Genomic DNA, 15891 nt, shown 5'->3' with positions numbered 1-15891 from the left:
GAGCTCGCAAACAGAGTTTACAGCGACATGCTCGGCTGCGATCAGGTCCTCGATGCGTTCCCGCGCCGCTTCAAGTTCGCCCTTCATTTCAGCGGACTGCAACTCACGTTCAGTCAGAACCGCTTGTCTATCGGCATCCAGCTCTGCAATGCGCGTCCGGGCAGCTTCCAGCTCTGCGCCCCTTGCATCTCCTTGCACCTCAAGCGCTGCAATTCGCTCCAAGTTGGCCGCAAGACTCGCTTCGAGTGCCACCAACTGTGCCTCTGCCGTCGCTTTTTGCGCATACAGCATCGCTTCCAGTTCTGCGATCCGATCCGCTTGTTCCTTTTGCCGTTCGGCACTGGCTTCTACCTGCGCATCCAGTTTCGCCCTCACTGCCTCAAGGCTCTCTGTTTTCTCACGCACTCCCTGAGCCGAGTTTTCGATTTGCCCTCGCATCCGGGCAATCTGCGCATCCTTCTGGCGCAGTGTCGCCCGCGTCGCTTCAAGATCCGACGCCTGCTCCTGCACCCGCTGCTCTACTGACTGTTTTATCACGCTCAGTTCCGCAATCTGCGCATCCCGCTCGGCCACTTCACCCTCGACACGCAGAAGTTTTGCTCCCAGTGCGCGCGCCACGATGTCCACACGCAGCAGGTAAACCGGAAAATCACTGTCCGCCTCGTCGGAAGACAACAGCTGGTAGCCTCCCTCGCGCGCCGTCTCCAGCACCGTTCCGGCATCCGTGCCGCCTTCGAACAGCACCTCGCGGGACAGCCGCAGCAGCAAGTATTCGACCCGCCCTGCCAAGCCCGCCGCCAACAGTCCTTCAAGCAGCGCACCGGTTTCGCCGGGTGCATCGATAATAGCCAGTCCGCCCCGTACGCCATCGGGCAACGCCTGCGCCAACAGCGCCTCGGGGCTGATCAACGCGACCTCGGGTGCCGCGATCTGCCGCAGCGCCGGAAACAGCGTCCGCAGCGCATCGGTCGGAGTGCGCAAGCTCGATTGCGCCTCAATGTTGAAAACATGCAGCGGCGCGCGGGCGGTGGGCATGGTGGAAACCGCCGCCTCGATCACTTCAATGCGGGCATCCTGTCGCGCGGCGTTCCGCAGTTCTGGCAAGCATCCGGAGTTGGGTTCGACCAGAAGAATGCGTGTGGCTGGCAGCGCCTGCAACGCGGCCAGATCCCCACCATAGCCCGCGCCGATGTGAAGAATCACCCCAACCTCGTCCTTCCATTCGATTCCGTCCAGTTGCATCGTCATTTCGTCTTCTCTCATGAGTCTGTCGCAGCTCAGAATTCCAGTCCGCTGCGTTCGATCGCCCGGCGCGGGCGCATCAGCCGCTGCGCCATGTCTGAAAACGAGCTCCAGGTGCTGGCAAGCAAGCGCTGCGTTGCCGTCAGCAGCAGCAGATCGGCCAGCCCATATTGCAGTTGTGCTGCCGAGCGGTCGTAAAGGTCACGCCGCAGCATCCGCACGCGCGCGCCGTATCGGTCGGCAAACAGATCGTAGGTCTCGGGCAGATCGGCGGCAAGAAAGATCGAATTGGCCTTGCCCTCGGCGGCCAGCGTATCAATGCGCGCCACGAAACGGCTGGAATGGCTTTTGGCGCGCCATTCGGCGATCTCGCGGTGGCGGTGTTCGGGCCAGTTGTCCGGCGCTTCTTCGGGGCGGCGGTCGTGGTTTTCACCCGAGACCATGCGAATATGGGCGCTGATCGCGCTGGGGCCAGGCACCCTGGCCACCAGATCGGCCACCGGGTCCGAGGGGCACAACGCGTGCAGAAACGCCTGTTCGTCATCGAACCGTCGCAACGGAGATCGCAGCGTGTAAGCTGATCGCACATAGCTGTCGCCGCCCCGCCGGTCGGGGTGAATCTGCGCCCCATGGCGGGCGCCGGGTTCGATTTCCATGTCGTTGAACACCCGCGCGGCGCGGGCGCGGCACAGATCGGCCACATCGTCTTCAATCACCGGGCCGGGATAGTTGAACAGATCGCGCATGCGGGCGCCGCAATGGATGTCGGTGCGCCAGATCACATACAGTTCATGATCGGCTTGTGCCGCGATCGAGGCTGCCGAGGCGATGGTACGCATCCGGTTCGCCAGCCCGTGCTGGGCATCGATGAACAGGCGCGGCCGATGCACACGATGCGGGGGCGCAGCACGAGGAAGCGGCGCCGGTATCACTTGCGAAAGCCATAGCGGATCGACCGGATCGCCCCGGCAATTGCCCAGGACTTCGACCGATGGATGTGGTCCAGTTCCGAGCGGGCCTGATCGAGTTCACCCTGCAACGCGACCAGCCGGTTGTTCTGGGCGTCGATGTCTTTTTGCTGCGCATCCACAAGCCCGGCCTGGGTGCGGCGGGTTTCATCGGCGGCGGCCAGTTCCAGTTCCAACATGCGCAGGCGATCGTCACTTCCGCCGCGCAAGCTCGTGGTTTTTTCGCGCAGATCGTCTGCCTCGCGGCCAAGGCGCAGGACCTCTTCGCCAAGCGCCGCCTCGCGCAGTTTGGCCTGTTCCTGCAACGTGGCAATGCGAATTTCCATCGCATCACAATCCGCCTGCAACAGGTCACGCGCCACGGTTTCGTCGGTAAGCTGGTGCTGCAGTTCGATCACCGCGTTGCGCAACTGCTGGCAGCTGGCCGCCAGCGCATCGGTATCTTCGGCAGGCTGCAGGTCGGGCTGGGGCTTTGACGGAGGCACGGATTGCGCCGCGGCAAAGGCCTGATCAAGCCGGTCCGCGTCCGCCGCCACCGCCATGTCGCTACCAACGATACTGGCATCCAGTTCTTCGGCCATAGCGCGCAGCCGGGGCGAGGATGTCAGCAGATGGCGCGCAAGAATCTCATGCAATGGGGCCTGCGGGTCCTCGGGCACCGGGCGGGGCTCCGGCAGATCGGTAAAGCCACAACCCAGCCGCTGGTTCAGTGCTTGCGTTAGCACGCCGGGGGTTGTCAGCAACGCCTGTTCATTCAGCAGCAGCACCCGCGAACGCGCGCGGCGCAAAAGCGCCAGCTGGCCGTCGGCCCAGGTTTGCCAGTCGGCCACTGCCTGGGATGGCAACGCCCCCCCCGCCAGCGCCTGCGCCAACATCCGGTCGGGCATCATGGTAACGACCAGAACAGGGCCGCTGCCACCATCCAGCGCATCGGCCAAGGTTTGTGCCTGCCGAATATCCAATGCCGGGTCCGTTCCCTGCAGCAGCGTTTCAAGCATGCTCAGCCCATCTCCCAGCCCCTCCCCAAGCGGAGCAAGGGTGACCTGCCCCATGTTGTCACCAGAGCCGCTTTTGATCTGCAATTCGCTGTCTGCCATCGTCTTTTCCATGTCTCGGGGCCTATTTGGCAGAATCTCCTGCCGACGCACGGTCAAGCGTTTAGAACGCTGCCCAGCTTGTCCAGATGCATCGCCAGAAGTTCGTCGGCACGCACGGTGCTGGCGGATTCGGTGTAGCAGCGGAATTCCGGCGCGTTGCCCGAGGGGCGCAGATGCACCACATCGCCACCCTGGAAACTGACGCGCAGCCCGTCTGTCAGATCGACGTTGGTTTCGGCGCCGACCCCGTCAAAGAACGCAGCCCGCGCGCCCGCGTCGGTGCCCAGCTCGTTCAGCAGCCGCCCCGCGCGTTCGGGCGCGATGCCGGTCAGCCGGTCGGCGGCGGTAAAGCGCGGCGGCAAGGCGGCGGACAGGTCGGCCAGCGGTTGCCCGGCGGCCTTGGCAGCCGCAAGCGGCGCAAGGATCGGCAGCAGGCAGTCGCGGGTCATCAAGGGCGCCAGGGTTCCAGCGGGGCCATCGGCGGCAAAGCCCAGAAGAAAGCCGCCGTTGGCTTCGTAGCCCACCACCTTTGCCGATGGGTCCGCGGCCAGGGCGGTTTCCATCGCCGCGATGACAAAGGGCGACCCGATGCGGGTGTTGTCGACAGTGTCGAACCCCGCCATCCGCGTCACAAGCGTGTTCGACGACACCGGCGTGCAGATGTGGCGCGCCCCGAGCGCGCGGGCGGTCAGCGGGCCCAGCACATCGCCGGGCACGATGGTGCCCTGCGCATCCGCCACCATGGGGCGGTCGGCATCGCCATCGGTCGAGATCAGCGCATCCAGTTGGTTGTCCGCGCACCAGCCCGCCAGCCCGGCGCGGGTTTCGGGGTCGACCGCTTCGGTGTCCACGGGGATGAAGATGTCGGACCGCGCCAGCGGCACGGCCACGGCGCCAAGCGCCTCGACCACGCGCACCATGATGTCGCGCGCCACGGAACTGTGCTGATAGACGCCGATGCGCATCCCCGCCAGCGCCAGCGCCCCGAACGCATCGGCGTAGCGCGCCACATAGGCATCCGGTGCGGCGGTGCCCGCATCTATGCGCGCGCCTGTGCCGGTGCCCTCGGGGGTGGTGAGATTGGCATTGATGCCCGCCTCGTCGTCTTTGGAAATCTCGCCCGAGGGGGTGTAGAATTTCAGCCCGTTGCGATCGGCGGGAATATGACTGCCGGTGATCATCACCGCGCCCTGCCCCGCATCAAGCGAGGCCAGCGCCAGCGCCGGGGTGGGCAGCGCGCCATGCACCACCGCATCCAGCCCCGCCGCCAGCACCGCCGCGATCACGCTGTCGGCAATATCGGGCGACGAGGGCCGCAGATCCCAGCCCACATGCACGGCCCCCCCGGTGGGACAGGCGGTCAGAAACGCGCTTGTGTAGGCGCGGACAAGGTCGGGCGTCAGTTCCGTGACAAGGCCGCGCAGTCCACTGGTGCCGAATTTGGGAGCCATGGGAATTTCCTTGCTGTAGCGGGATCACTTGAGGATGGCGCGCACGGCGGGGCTGTCGAGCCAGGGCACCGAGATTTCGGGGTCATAGATAACCTCGCGCCCCTCGGACACGAGGGCAAGATAGCGGCGGTATTCCTCGGCATTGTTGAAATGCTGGCCACGGGCGACCTCGTCCAGCGCCTTTTGCCGGAAATGCGCGTTGTATTTGAAATGCGCCAGCAGCAGCTTTTTCTCTGCCGGGCGGATGCCGGCGGCGTAATGCAACCCGTCCGACAGGCGCATCCACGGGTAATATTTCAGCACCGCATATTTCTGCGCCACGAACAGGTCGGGGCGGCTGCCCCCCAGCAGCCGGTGGCGCAGCGCCGAGGTCACCGTGGGCGCATCGGAATACGGCCCCCGGCTGAGCGTGCCCGACAGGAACGGTTCGCGGTCGACAAACCCCGCCTCGGCGAACAGATCGCCCGAGGCAAAACCGGCATCCGACAACGGCCCCTTGGGGTACATGTCCAGCATACCGGTCCAGATCGCGTCCGAGTCGGCGAATTCGGGACGGTTGAGGAATTTCGCGATGCCGCCGCGCTGCCAGTTGGGATAGACCAGCATCTCGTCGATATCGGCCACCACCGACCAGCGCCCGACGCGCAGCTGCGACAGGATCGCCAGCTGCCAGGCAACGCCGTAATGGGAATTGCGGTAATCGGTATCGACCGAGAACACCGCCACGTCGGGCTGTTCCAGCAGATATTCCAGCGCGCCGTCATCCGAGCAATTGTCGACGACCAGAAAGCCTTCGACCCCCAGCTTGCGGTAATGGGCCAGGAAATGCGGCAGCATGGGCATTTCGTTGCGCAGGCAGGCGACCACCGCCACGGGGGCGGCGTTGACGCGGGCAAGCTGCGCCTCGTCCGAGATCAGTTCCAGCGCGCCGGACTGATAGCCCAGTTTCACCGGCGCAAAGCTGGGCCACAGCTTTTTGGGGAACAGGCCGGGCGCGCCAAGCTGCGCCCGCGCGGCTGCCATGTGATCCTGCGTGTCCAGATGGATCTGCGACACGCCGGACGAGGGGCCCGGATAAAAGCTGTTGAGCCACATCGACACCGGCGTGGCCCCCGAATGGGTGCGGCGGCGGATCGACACGAGGTAATCCTCGTCATGCACACCGATACCGGACATGGCAAGCAGGTCGCCCACCATCTTGTCTTCCATGAACGAGGCATTGATCAGGCGGTGCCCCTCTGGGGTGGCGGCGGTGTCCAGCAACACCTTGATGGCGTGGCGCGACAGCGTGTAGGCGCTTCCCCCGTCGGCATATTCCGACGGCTCGGGCGAGCGATCCAGTTCCAGCCGCCCGCGATCCGACCGGGCCTTGGTGCAATGCCAGGCACGATCGGTCTGGCCGATGCCGCGATGCAGCTTGCGGCCATAGTAATGGTGCTTGCGATAGCTTTGAGCGTGAAAGAACGTGTCGACATCCAGAAAGCAATCGTCGTCGATTTTCAGCATGTGGCTGAATTCGGTATGATCGCGCACCCAGCGCGCGGCGGCGAGGGTCTTTTGCGGCAGGCTTTCGTAATCATCCGCCACATCCAGATGGATGGTGTCACCCCGGTGCGCCCCGTCGCCATCGCCCACCGCGATCAGATACGGAATACCCAGGGCGCCCAGCCGGTTCAGCCAGGCCTCGCGCATCGCCGGAATGCGGGTATCAAGGTTGGGCTTGCAGGACACCACCACAACAACCGTGTCGAACAGCGGGCTGACCCAGCTCCAATCGGCGATGCCCTCGGGCTGGGGCAGCTCGCGGTCCATCTGGAAATTCGGGAACAACGCCAGCGCCGAGGCGGCAAAGCCGGTGCCGTCGGCGCGGGCCGCCGGGGTCAGCGCCATCAGCGCGGCGCGGATGGCGGGAACCTTGAACAGGCCCACCTGATTTTCGGACGGCAGTTCGGCGCGCACGCCGCTGATGCGGGCCAGCGCCTGCATGCACAGCGGCTTGTGCCCCTGACGTTGCAGCCCGTTCAGCAGCATCAGCATCATCCCGATACCGATGAAGCCGCTGCGCGCGCTGGCCAGCGCCGTCATTCGGTCCAGCAGCGCGATCAGGCGGGCCTCGGCCAGTTCAGGCTTGAGCCGCCCTGCAGACAGATCCGCAAGGAAAGCGGCGCTGTCACGGCTGACCTCATCCTGCAGAGCCAGCATGGGGGCCTTGGTAATTTCGCTATAGCGATTGCGCACGGCACGGCGGGTCAGGCCCGCCAGCGCGGCACCATCCGCTGCCGGAACATCCGCGCCGGGAAAGGCCTGCAGCCGGATTGCCGCAGCCTCGCCGCGCGTACCGGACGCAGCCAGCTGGGCCGCAAGCGCCGCGCCGCTTTCGGGACGCGCCAGCCCGGCGGGGCCGCACAGTTCGATGCGCCAACGGGCGATTTCCACGTTGTCGAAACGCTCGAACAACTCGATGTCGGCGGGGTCGGGCGCCTGGCCCGCGGTGGCGGCCGATTGCAGCCGATCAAAGGCGGCGGCCGCCACCTGCATCACCGGGCTGCCAAGCCGCTCGGGCGGTCCCAGCTTTTCCCAAAACAGCGGCGACAGGCCATAAGCCTTGAGCGCGAAGCTTTCGATATCGGGGGCCAGCCAATCCGACATCCGCGCGCGCGCGCGCAGCAACTCGGCGGCGGCGGCGGTCAACTGGGCGCAGGGAGCGCGATCCCAGTAACGCTCGGCGCGGGCAGAAACCAGCGCCATAAAGGCCCACAGCACCGCCTCGGCGGCAGCTTCGGTCGCAGGCTTGCGCGGGCGGCGCAGGATCTCGCGCACCACAAAGGAGATGGCGGGCGTGGCAAGCCAGCCCCCCTGCGCCCCGGCAAGCTGGTGCAGGATGCCCTGCACCTCGGACAGCCGTCCTTCGAGGTAGAGAAACGGCAGGATGACGGAATTGTACCAAGCGCCATCGCCCTTGTTATAGCGGTGCAGATCCTCAGAGGCGGCCAGGCGGTAGAGCGCGCCAAAGGCATCGGCGGTGCAAAAGGCATCCGTTACCGACAAGAACAGCTCGCGCTGCTGAGCGGGCGTCAGGCGGTAACGATCAAGCACGCCGGTCAGCTGCGTCATCATGTCCGACGCCGACGCCCCGGACACGCCGGCGGCCACCTCGGCCAGAGCGCAGCGCAGCAGCATTTTCTCGGGATCCTCAGCAGGCACCGGCAGCAGCGGGGCAGGCACGCCACCCAGCCAATCGGATACCCCATATTGCGCGGCAAGGGCGAACAGCCGTTCGCGTTCGGGGTCCGACAGCTTGTCGCCCAGCCCGGCAAAGCGCACATGTTCAATGGCCAGCAGCGGTTCCTGCGCGCCCTTCAGACTGTCATCCGTCAGGATGCGGGTGACTTGGCCCAGCAGTTCGCCACGGGTCAGTTCCAGCACGCCCCCGCAGGGCACACCGTTGGACCACAGCTGGATGCGCAGCGGTGCATCGGGGGCCACCCCCGCCCAGGCCCGCCCCGGCAGTGCCGCGGCAACGCCGATCATCGGGTTACGCACGCCGTGGCGTTCGGCAATGGCGGGGCGCGCGCGGGTTTCCGACAGGATCGGCGCATCCATGCCTTCGATGCGGATTTCGGGCGTCTGGACCCACAGCGCAGAATCGACCGCCCAGCCCTCCAGCTGCAGCGGCGCGACAAAGCCCAGCTGCCCCGCGGTCGGGCGCGTGGCGTTGGCCTCGCCCTCGATCGCAATGCTGGCCTGCACCAGCCCGCCCTGACAGGTCATACCGGTGATGCTGTCCAGATCGGGATACGCCTCTCCGCCGGTCACGATCACCTGACCGTTCAGCGTGGCAGTGACGCCGGTGTCGTCAAAGCGGATGGAGACACGGTCGCCGGTGCGCGCCAGCGTCACATCGGTGCTTTTCTCTTCGGCCCAGACACCGCCCCTGCGGGCGTTGGTCACCGCGATCTGTTTGGGCGCACGCAAGGACAGGTGAAACAGAATATCCCCGTCCGGACCGTCAAAGAACGAGATGTTGGCGTAATGAAATGTCCGGAAATCGAGCGTGTAGTGAAGCACGCCATTTCCCGCGACCCGGAATTTTTGCATCTTTTTCGGTTCCTGAAACGTCTGTCTTCCGGAGAGAATGCGTTCTCCCACACGGTGTTTGAAGGGTTTTCCCCCTGAGCGCAAATTCAAACTTGGCTCAGCTGTGACCGGGGTCGGGGATGTTCAGCAAGCTGCGCACCCTCTGCCCGACATAGGCATCGGGCACCACATCCACGGCATTGTACTGTGCGAACGCGGCCGCGGCATCGGCATCATAGGCGGCACGGGCGGCCGGATCTTTGAAGGCGGCAAAGTTGATCTTTTCCCAAAGCGCGCGCACCAGCAGCCGCGCCGCCGCCCCATCGGGCAGGCCTTGCGCCATCTGTTCCACCGCCCGCGCAAGGTCTGCGGGGGGCACCGGTTCCAGCCAGAACGCCCGGGTGGCGGGGCGCGATGCGAGCTTTGGCGCAGGCCCCGGCAGATACAGGATGCGCCCCGCCTGTTCGCCCGCGCGCAGCAGGAAATCCCAGGACGACAGCGGTAGCGGCGCAAAGCGGATGCCACTGGCCTGCACAAAGCTCCGGTCCCAGATCTTGGCCGATGGATGGGCGTGTATATATACTGTGTCGCCCGGGCGCGGGGCAAAGCCTGTGGCGCTGTCTTCGCGCCCTTGCAGGGCCGGTCGGTCGTGCAGGCCGGTATGGGGCGCGTCGGGTGCCATGATGAATCTGGCAAAGCCCATGTCGGCCCCGGCCTTGCGCAGCCGCGCGGTCCAGTTGGCCAGGGCCCGTGGCGGCAGCGCATCGCCTGCATCCAGAAACACCACCGCGCGCCCCCGCGCCGCATCCAGCCCCGCGTTGCGCGCGCCCGCGACCCGGGCGTGCATGTCAGCCCCCCCCGGCCCCTGCATCAGCGCCGCACCGGGGCAAAGCCCGGACAGGTCCAGCCCCGCAAGCGCGGCATGGGCGGCGGGACTGTCGGCCACCACGAGGATCTGCGCCTCGGGCAGGGTCTGCGCGGCGAGCGGTTCCAGGCTTTGGCGCAGCGCGGCGTCGTCGCCGTTGGACGGGATGACCACACTGACCGGCACCGCGCCGTTCAGCAGGTCCATCCACCAGGCGGGCACGCCGAGCCTGTCGTCGGGGGGCAGGCCCGTGGCGGCCTGGGCCGCGCGCGCGCCGTCAAGAAACCGGGCGCGGCGGGGGCGGTCGGCGATCGCCTCGATGCGTTCAAAGGTCAGGCGCGTGGTCAGCTGCGCCATCGCCTGCGCGCCGCCGGGCTTTTCGGGCCCCGCCGTGATACCGCGCAAGATGTCCAGCACATCGAACTGTTCGAAGATCCGGTCGGACCCGTCGCGGGTGATCTGGCCCGGCCGCCCCTGACGGCACCGATAGAGCGGCGCATGCAGATGCACCAGCCGGTCGGTGCGCGCCGCACAGCGATGAAAGAACGCGTGGTCCTCGTAATTCAGCCCTTCGTCAAAGCGGATGCCCTCGATCAGCGCGCGCCGGTAGAGCTTGTTCCAGGCGGACGGGAAATGGCAGACCACGTCGCGCCAGTCGGTCAGCGGGTAGGTCTGCGGCAGCGGCAGGTCCGGCTGGTCCTCCAGCAGGCGGGGGGCGTCGTGGCGGGCGGAATGGCGCATCTCGGAGTCGGGGCCATGAAACAGGATACCGCAGGCGACCCAATCGGCCCCGGTGTCGCGCAGGGTGCGTTCCAGCCGTTCCAGATAGTCCGGCGCCACCGTGTCGTCGCTGTCGACAAAGGCGATTGTTTGCCCATGCGCCACATTCAGCCCGGTGTTGCGCGCCCCCGACAGCCCCGCGTTGGCCTGCCGGATCAGGCGAAAGCGCAGATCGCCCGCCGCCGCCCGTTCGGCGATCTCGCCGCTGCCATCAAGGCTGCCGTCATCCACCGCGATCAGTTCGAAATCGCCAAAGCTCTGGTCAAGGATCGACCGGATGCAATCGGTCACGTAATCGGCCACATTATAGATGGGCACGATGACGGAAATGCGCGGGCTCATGTCTCGCGCGCCCTTGTGTCGAGCCAGGCCAGGAACGCCCGGTCCGGCGAGGTCAGGCGCGGGCGGCCCGTGCTGGCCCACCACGCCTGCCATTCGGCGGCAAGCGCATGCACATCCGCCCCCGGCAGACGCGCGCGCGCCCCGTCCAGCGCGTCCGATGACAGCAGCGGGCCTGTGCCCGGTTCGACCACCACACCCTGACGGGTGAACAGCACGATGTCGCCGTCCTGTTCGGACATGGTGTAATCGGGCAGCGTTCCGGCGGTGATCATCCGGCGCATGGCGGCGCGGAACACCCGCAGCGGCGCGGTGCTGCCGGATTTCTTGTGCAGCACGGTCATGCTGACATGCCACTCGGGCTGGCGGCCGCAATGCTTGCGCGCAATCTCGTAGACGCGCCGTTCCAGCGGCTTGCGAAGGCGAAAGTAATCGCGCGACAACGTCAGCACCGATTTGGCCAGCACCGAGCGGAACAGCCAGTCCGACAGGGTGACCATGACCGACACCATCCGCCCCGATCCCGTGCGCCGCACGATGCGCCAGCTTTCGATCAGGCCGAAGCCCGTCGTGGTCTCGGTCCCGCCCGCCGCCAGGTTGGTGGTGATGCGCGTGCCCGCGAGCCGTTCGAACGCATCGCGCAGCCGGGTGTAGCTGTCGCCGCCCGTGTCGCGGTTGGTGGCCACCAGAAAATCATGCGCGCGCAGCCGCACCGTGCGCGACACCTCGCGCCCCGCGTTGATCGCCGCCATCAGCTGCGAGATGCAATAGATCAGGATGTCCTTGTCGTGGATCGTCGCCCGCCCCAGCACCGAGGGTGTCACCTTGATCGACACCCCGTTGTGGGCGTAATCCAGAATGCGCCGGTCGGGTTTGGTCGACAGCGAAAACACCGGATGTTCCATCGTGCCCAGATCATCCTTGGGGCTGGCATCGAAGATATCGCACAAAAAGAAGTCGGCCACCGGGTGCCTGTCGGGGGCGAGCCCGCCTGCCCCGGCCGGAATCGCCCCGCCTGTATCGCTCATGTCGCCTGCCCTGCCCGTGGCTTGCCTGTGATTTGCCTGCACCGATCCCCGGCTTTGTTATCGGGGTTTCAGTGACACCCACCTTATCCACAGGCCCCTCAGGCGTCCAGCAAACATCGGGGGGTCAGAGTCGCCTGTTCGGAGGATCAGAGTCGCGCTATCGTCGGATCAGAGTCGCGTATGCCTGTGACTGCCCGCCCAAGCCCATGAAATATTGTCGAAATTGTCTGTCCAAGTGATCCCGTAACATAATAAATAACAGAAAATAACTGAACAGCCCGCATAAGCCCGCTGCCCTGCCCCCCCCGCATGCAACGAAAATGGGCAGATATCGCGAAATTCCTGTCATGTGCGCATTTTGGTGGTATCATGCCCCAAAAGGCGCACATCAAGCGGCGCCGGACACATGGCAGAGCGCAGGACAGGCACGACACATGGCACCCAAAAACACGGTGAAGGGCGATGGCGGCAAGACCACGCCGCCCTATTTCAACATTGATCCCACCCGGTCGATGGAACAGCTGGGAGCGCGCACCCGGACCTCGGATTTCGAACGCATCGCCGAGGCCTGCGCCAGCGGACGGCGCGATCTGGTCGGGCGCGGGCTTGAAGAAAGCGGGCAGCGCCGGCTGCGGCTGTTTTCCACCTGGGAGATCACCCAGTACCTGATCCCTGTCGCGCCCGCCCATTTCCGCCGGGTGCTCAAGGCCAACCCCGATCTGCCGCAGGGCAGTTCCGAAACCGCCAATGGCACGCGCTGGTTCGCGCTGGACGAGGTGCTCAAGCTGCGCGCCTTCTTTGGTCAGGAGGGTGCGCGCAACAAGCAATACCTGCCCTACCGCCCCAAGGGGTTGCCGGCGAAAATCGTCGCGGTGGCGAATTTCAAGGGTGGCGTCGGCAAGACATCGACCGCGGCGCATCTGGCGATGAGCGCGGCTTTGGATGGCTACAAGGTGCTGGTGGTGGATCTGGATAGCCAGGGGTCGATGACCTCGATCTTCAATGGCCGCATCGAAGACGAATGGCAGACGGTGTTCCCCCTGATGGCGCGCCATTACGCGCAGTCCCTGCGTGAGGAAAACCAGCGCCGGATGGATCGCGGCGAGGCGCCCATTCCGCTGGATGACACGCTGACCGAGGCGCTGGACATCCGCGCCCCCGACCTCGTGCAGAAAACCCATTGGCCCAACATCGACCTGATCGGCGCGCAGCTGAACCTGTACTGGGCGGAATTCCAGGTGCCGGTCTGGCGGATGCAGGGGCGCGGCTGGAAGCTGTGGGATGCGCTGACGGATGTGTTTCAGGCCGACGGCCTGCTGGATCAGTACGACGTGATCTTTGTCGATACGCCCCCCGCGCTGGGGTATCTGACCATCAACGGGCTGGCGGCGGCCGATATCCTGCTGGTGCCGCTGGGGGCGTCGTTTCTGGAATTCGACAGCACGGGGCGGTTTTTCGACATGCTGCATTCCACCTTCGGCTCGATCGAGAGCGCCGAGAACATGGCCGCCCGCGCGCTGGGGCGCGAAGGGCTGTCGTTCGAATGGGATGCGGTGCGCGCGGTGGTGACGCGCTATGACGACGGGCAACAGGCGGAACTGGCCGCCTTGATGCAGGCCTATCTGGGCCAGACCCTGTCGCCGCACCGCCAGCATTTCACCGCGCTTATCGGGCAGGCGGGCGAACAGGTGCAGGGCATCTACGAGGCGGATTACCGCGATTTCAACCGCGAAACCTATGTGCGCGGGCGCGAGGCGTTCGATGCCACCTATGCCGCCTTCAAGGCGTTGCTGCTGGGCAGCTGGCGCCGTGACGAGCTGGCCGCCGAAGCCGCCGACGTCGTCTGAGCCGAAAGGAACCCAAGATGTCCAAGCGCAAGCGCCTGTCGCCCCCCGCCTTTCTGCCCGAGGGCGCCGCCCCTGCCGCCCATGATACCCCGGCGGATGCCTTTCCCGGTCTTGCCCCGCGGCGCCGGTCCGCCCCGATCGCGGATGTGGCCGCCGACAGCTCGGCGGTGGCCGCGCTGGAAGAGATAAGCCGCACCATGAGCGAGGCCCGCGAGGGCGGGCGCATGGTGCTGGAGCTGCCGCTGGAGGCGGTCGATCTGGACCATCTCGTGCGCGACCGCCTGCCGGTCGAAGACGAAGACATGGCCGCCTTGCGCGACAGCCTGCGCGCGCGTGGCCAACAGATGCCGATCGAGGTGACGCGGCTGGCGGATGGGCGTTATGGGCTGATCTCTGGCTGGCGGCGCTGTCACGCGCTGCGCCAGTTGGCGCGGGACACCGGCGAAGCGCGGTTTTCCACGGTGCTGGCCCTGCTGCGCCGCCCCGAACAGACATCGGGCGCCTATCTGGCCATGGTCGAGGAAAACGAGATCCGCGCCGCGCTTTGCCATTACGAACGCGCGCGTATCGTGGTGAAGGCGGTGGAACAGGGGGTGTTCGGCTCTGACCGCGAGGGGCTTGCGGTGCTGTTCGGGTCTGCCAGCCGGGCCAAGCGGTCGAAGATCGGCAGCTTTGTCGGGATTGTGCGGGCGTTGGACGGCGATCTGCAATTTCCCCGCGCGCTGGGGGAACGGCTGGGGCTGTCGCTGGCCAAGGCGCTGGAAGACCGCCCCGCGCTGGCCGAAGGTCTGGGCGGTCTGCTTGCAGGCAGTGCGACCCCAGAGGAGGAGCAGGCCCGTCTGCGCGCCGCGCTGGAAGACAGGCCCGCCCCGGCGAAAGCGCCCGCGGCGCAAGTCGATACCCCCGCCCCCGGCATCAAGGTGACGCGCAAAGCCTCGGGGGCGATCACGCTTGGCGGTGCGGGGGTGGATGCGGCGCTGCACGCCCGGTTGCTGGCCTGGCTGGCAACCGCAGGGGCGCGCGACAGCTGAGATGTTTCGCGCGCGAAACATCCGTGCCATGGCCCCCGCAGCGTTTCGCGCGCGAAACATATCCCGCTCTGGCCAGCCCCCCTGCCCTGCGGTAGAGCCAGGTCGCGCAAGGCAGAGGCAGACGTGAGCACATCGCAAAGAACACTCGCCGCCGTGGTGGTGACCTTCAACCGGCTGGACAAGCTGAAGGACACCGTCGCCGCGCTGCTGGCCAGCCCGCCTGAACATCTGCACCACCTGCTGGTGGTCGACAACGCCAGCACCGACGGCACCGCCGCTTGGCTGGCGGGCCAAAGCGACCCCCGCCTGGAGGCGCTGGAACTTCCCACCAACACCGGCGGCGCGGGCGGGTTCGAGGCCGGGATGCGCAAGCTGGTGCAGGACCATGACCCCGACTGGATCGCGGTGATGGATGACGATGGCCGCCCCGCCCCGGACGCGCTTGGTATGTTCCACGCCAGCCGGCCCGAAGACTGGGACGCCGTCGTCTCGGCGGTGCGTTACCCGGACGGGCGCATCTGCCCGTTCAACCGCCCCGGCATGAATCCGTTCGGCGGCGGGCGCAAGCCGCTGCACCTTGGCCCGGAAACATACGACGGCCCGCCGCGCGCGGTCGAGGTCGCGTCCTTTGTGGGTGTGTTCGTCTCGCGCAGGGCCATCCGGACGGTGGGGTATCCGGACGGCGGGCTGTTCGTTTATGGCGACGATCACATGTACACGCTGCGCATCACCCAGGCCGGGCTGCGCATGGGGTTCGTGCCGCAGATCCGGTTCGACCATGATTGCGCGACCTTTGCCGGGCTGGAGGGGCGGCTGCAGCCGATCTGGAAGGTCTATTATTACCACCGCAACCTGATGCTGTTCTACCGGCAGGCGGCGGGGCCGAAGTTCTGGTTTTTGCTGGGGCCGATCGTGGCGAAATGGGCGCTGAAGACGCGGTTCTATCGCGGTCAGCGACGGATGTTCGCGCGGCTCATGGCGCGGGCCGTGCGCGATGCCCTGAGGCGGCGCACCGGCACCGACCATGCGGCGCTATTGGCCAAGACGCAGGCATCGGACCTGAAAAAGGGGCGCTGACCGCCCCCAAGCCCCTTACCAGATGTGTGGAAGATTGCGCGCTGCCATTGGCAGCGCGCTTTTTCGTTCATTCTCCGAAGAGATCCCGC

Annotated in this window: 10 protein-coding genes; 3 read left to right on the top strand and 7 right to left on the bottom strand. The window is 66.2% G+C overall.

Going from position 1 to position 15891, the window contains the following annotated elements:
- From ATI53_RS21135 to ATI53_RS21105, 7 genes are all read right to left on the bottom strand, one after another.
- The coding region (locus tag ATI53_RS21135) for a coiled-coil domain-containing protein (RefSeq protein WP_211315408.1) at positions 1-1248 on the bottom strand (1248 nt) is incomplete at its 3' end.
- Between the two features lie 29 nt (positions 1249-1277).
- Positions 1278-2081 carry a hypothetical protein gene (locus tag ATI53_RS21130; protein WP_146609989.1) on the bottom strand — a complete coding sequence of 268 codons (804 nt, stop codon included), beginning with the start codon at positions 2079-2081 and terminating at the stop codon, positions 1278-1280.
- 89 nt (positions 2082-2170) lie between these two features.
- Complete coding sequence (locus ATI53_RS21125) at positions 2171-3307, bottom strand: hypothetical protein (protein ID WP_146609988.1); 1137 nt, start codon at positions 3305-3307, stop codon at positions 2171-2173.
- Between the two features lie 53 nt (positions 3308-3360).
- Positions 3361-4758 carry a phosphomannomutase gene (locus tag ATI53_RS21120; RefSeq protein ID WP_009506937.1) on the bottom strand — a complete coding sequence of 466 codons (1398 nt, stop codon included), beginning with the start codon at positions 4756-4758 and terminating at the stop codon, positions 3361-3363.
- A 24-nt stretch (positions 4759-4782) separates the two neighbouring features.
- Positions 4783-8856 (bottom strand): glycosyltransferase family 2 protein, encoded by a 4074-nt coding sequence (locus ATI53_RS21115; protein WP_111551307.1) that lies wholly within the window; start codon positions 8854-8856, stop codon positions 4783-4785.
- Positions 8857-8953: 97 nt separating this feature from the next.
- Positions 8954-10822 carry a glycosyltransferase family 2 protein gene (locus ATI53_RS21110; protein WP_009506939.1) on the bottom strand — a complete coding sequence of 623 codons (1869 nt, stop codon included), beginning with the start codon at positions 10820-10822 and terminating at the stop codon, positions 8954-8956.
- A complete protein-coding gene (locus ATI53_RS21105; protein ID WP_111551305.1) occupies positions 10819-11847 on the bottom strand; it encodes a replication initiator protein A in 1029 nt (342 codons plus the stop codon). Before ATI53_RS21105 ends, ATI53_RS21110 begins: the two co-directional genes overlap by 4 nt.
- Before the next feature lie 434 nt (positions 11848-12281).
- Here ATI53_RS21105 and ATI53_RS21100 point away from each other — a divergent pair, with 434 nt between their 5' ends.
- The 3 genes from ATI53_RS21100 to ATI53_RS21090 all read left to right on the top strand — a co-directional run bounded on the left by ATI53_RS21100 (position 12282) and on the right by ATI53_RS21090 (position 15802).
- The gene (locus ATI53_RS21100; RefSeq protein ID WP_009506941.1) at positions 12282-13694 is read left to right on the top strand and encodes an AAA family ATPase; all 1413 of its coding nucleotides are present in this window, start codon (positions 12282-12284) and stop codon (positions 13692-13694) included.
- A 17-nt stretch (positions 13695-13711) separates the two neighbouring features.
- Complete coding sequence (locus ATI53_RS21095; protein WP_009506942.1) at positions 13712-14725, top strand: ParB/RepB/Spo0J family partition protein; 1014 nt, start codon at positions 13712-13714, stop codon at positions 14723-14725.
- 123 nt (positions 14726-14848) lie between these two features.
- Positions 14849-15802, top strand: a complete 954-nt coding sequence (locus ATI53_RS21090) for a glycosyltransferase family 2 protein (protein WP_249033414.1) — start codon at positions 14849-14851, stop codon at positions 15800-15802.
- The last annotated feature ends 89 nt before the right edge of the window (positions 15803-15891 follow it).

Origin of the sequence: Salipiger aestuarii, from assembly GCF_003259905.1 — a bacterium.
Lineage (GTDB): Bacteria > Pseudomonadota > Alphaproteobacteria > Rhodobacterales > Rhodobacteraceae > Salipiger > Salipiger aestuarii.
This window is presented reverse-complemented; position numbering and strand designations above follow the sequence as displayed.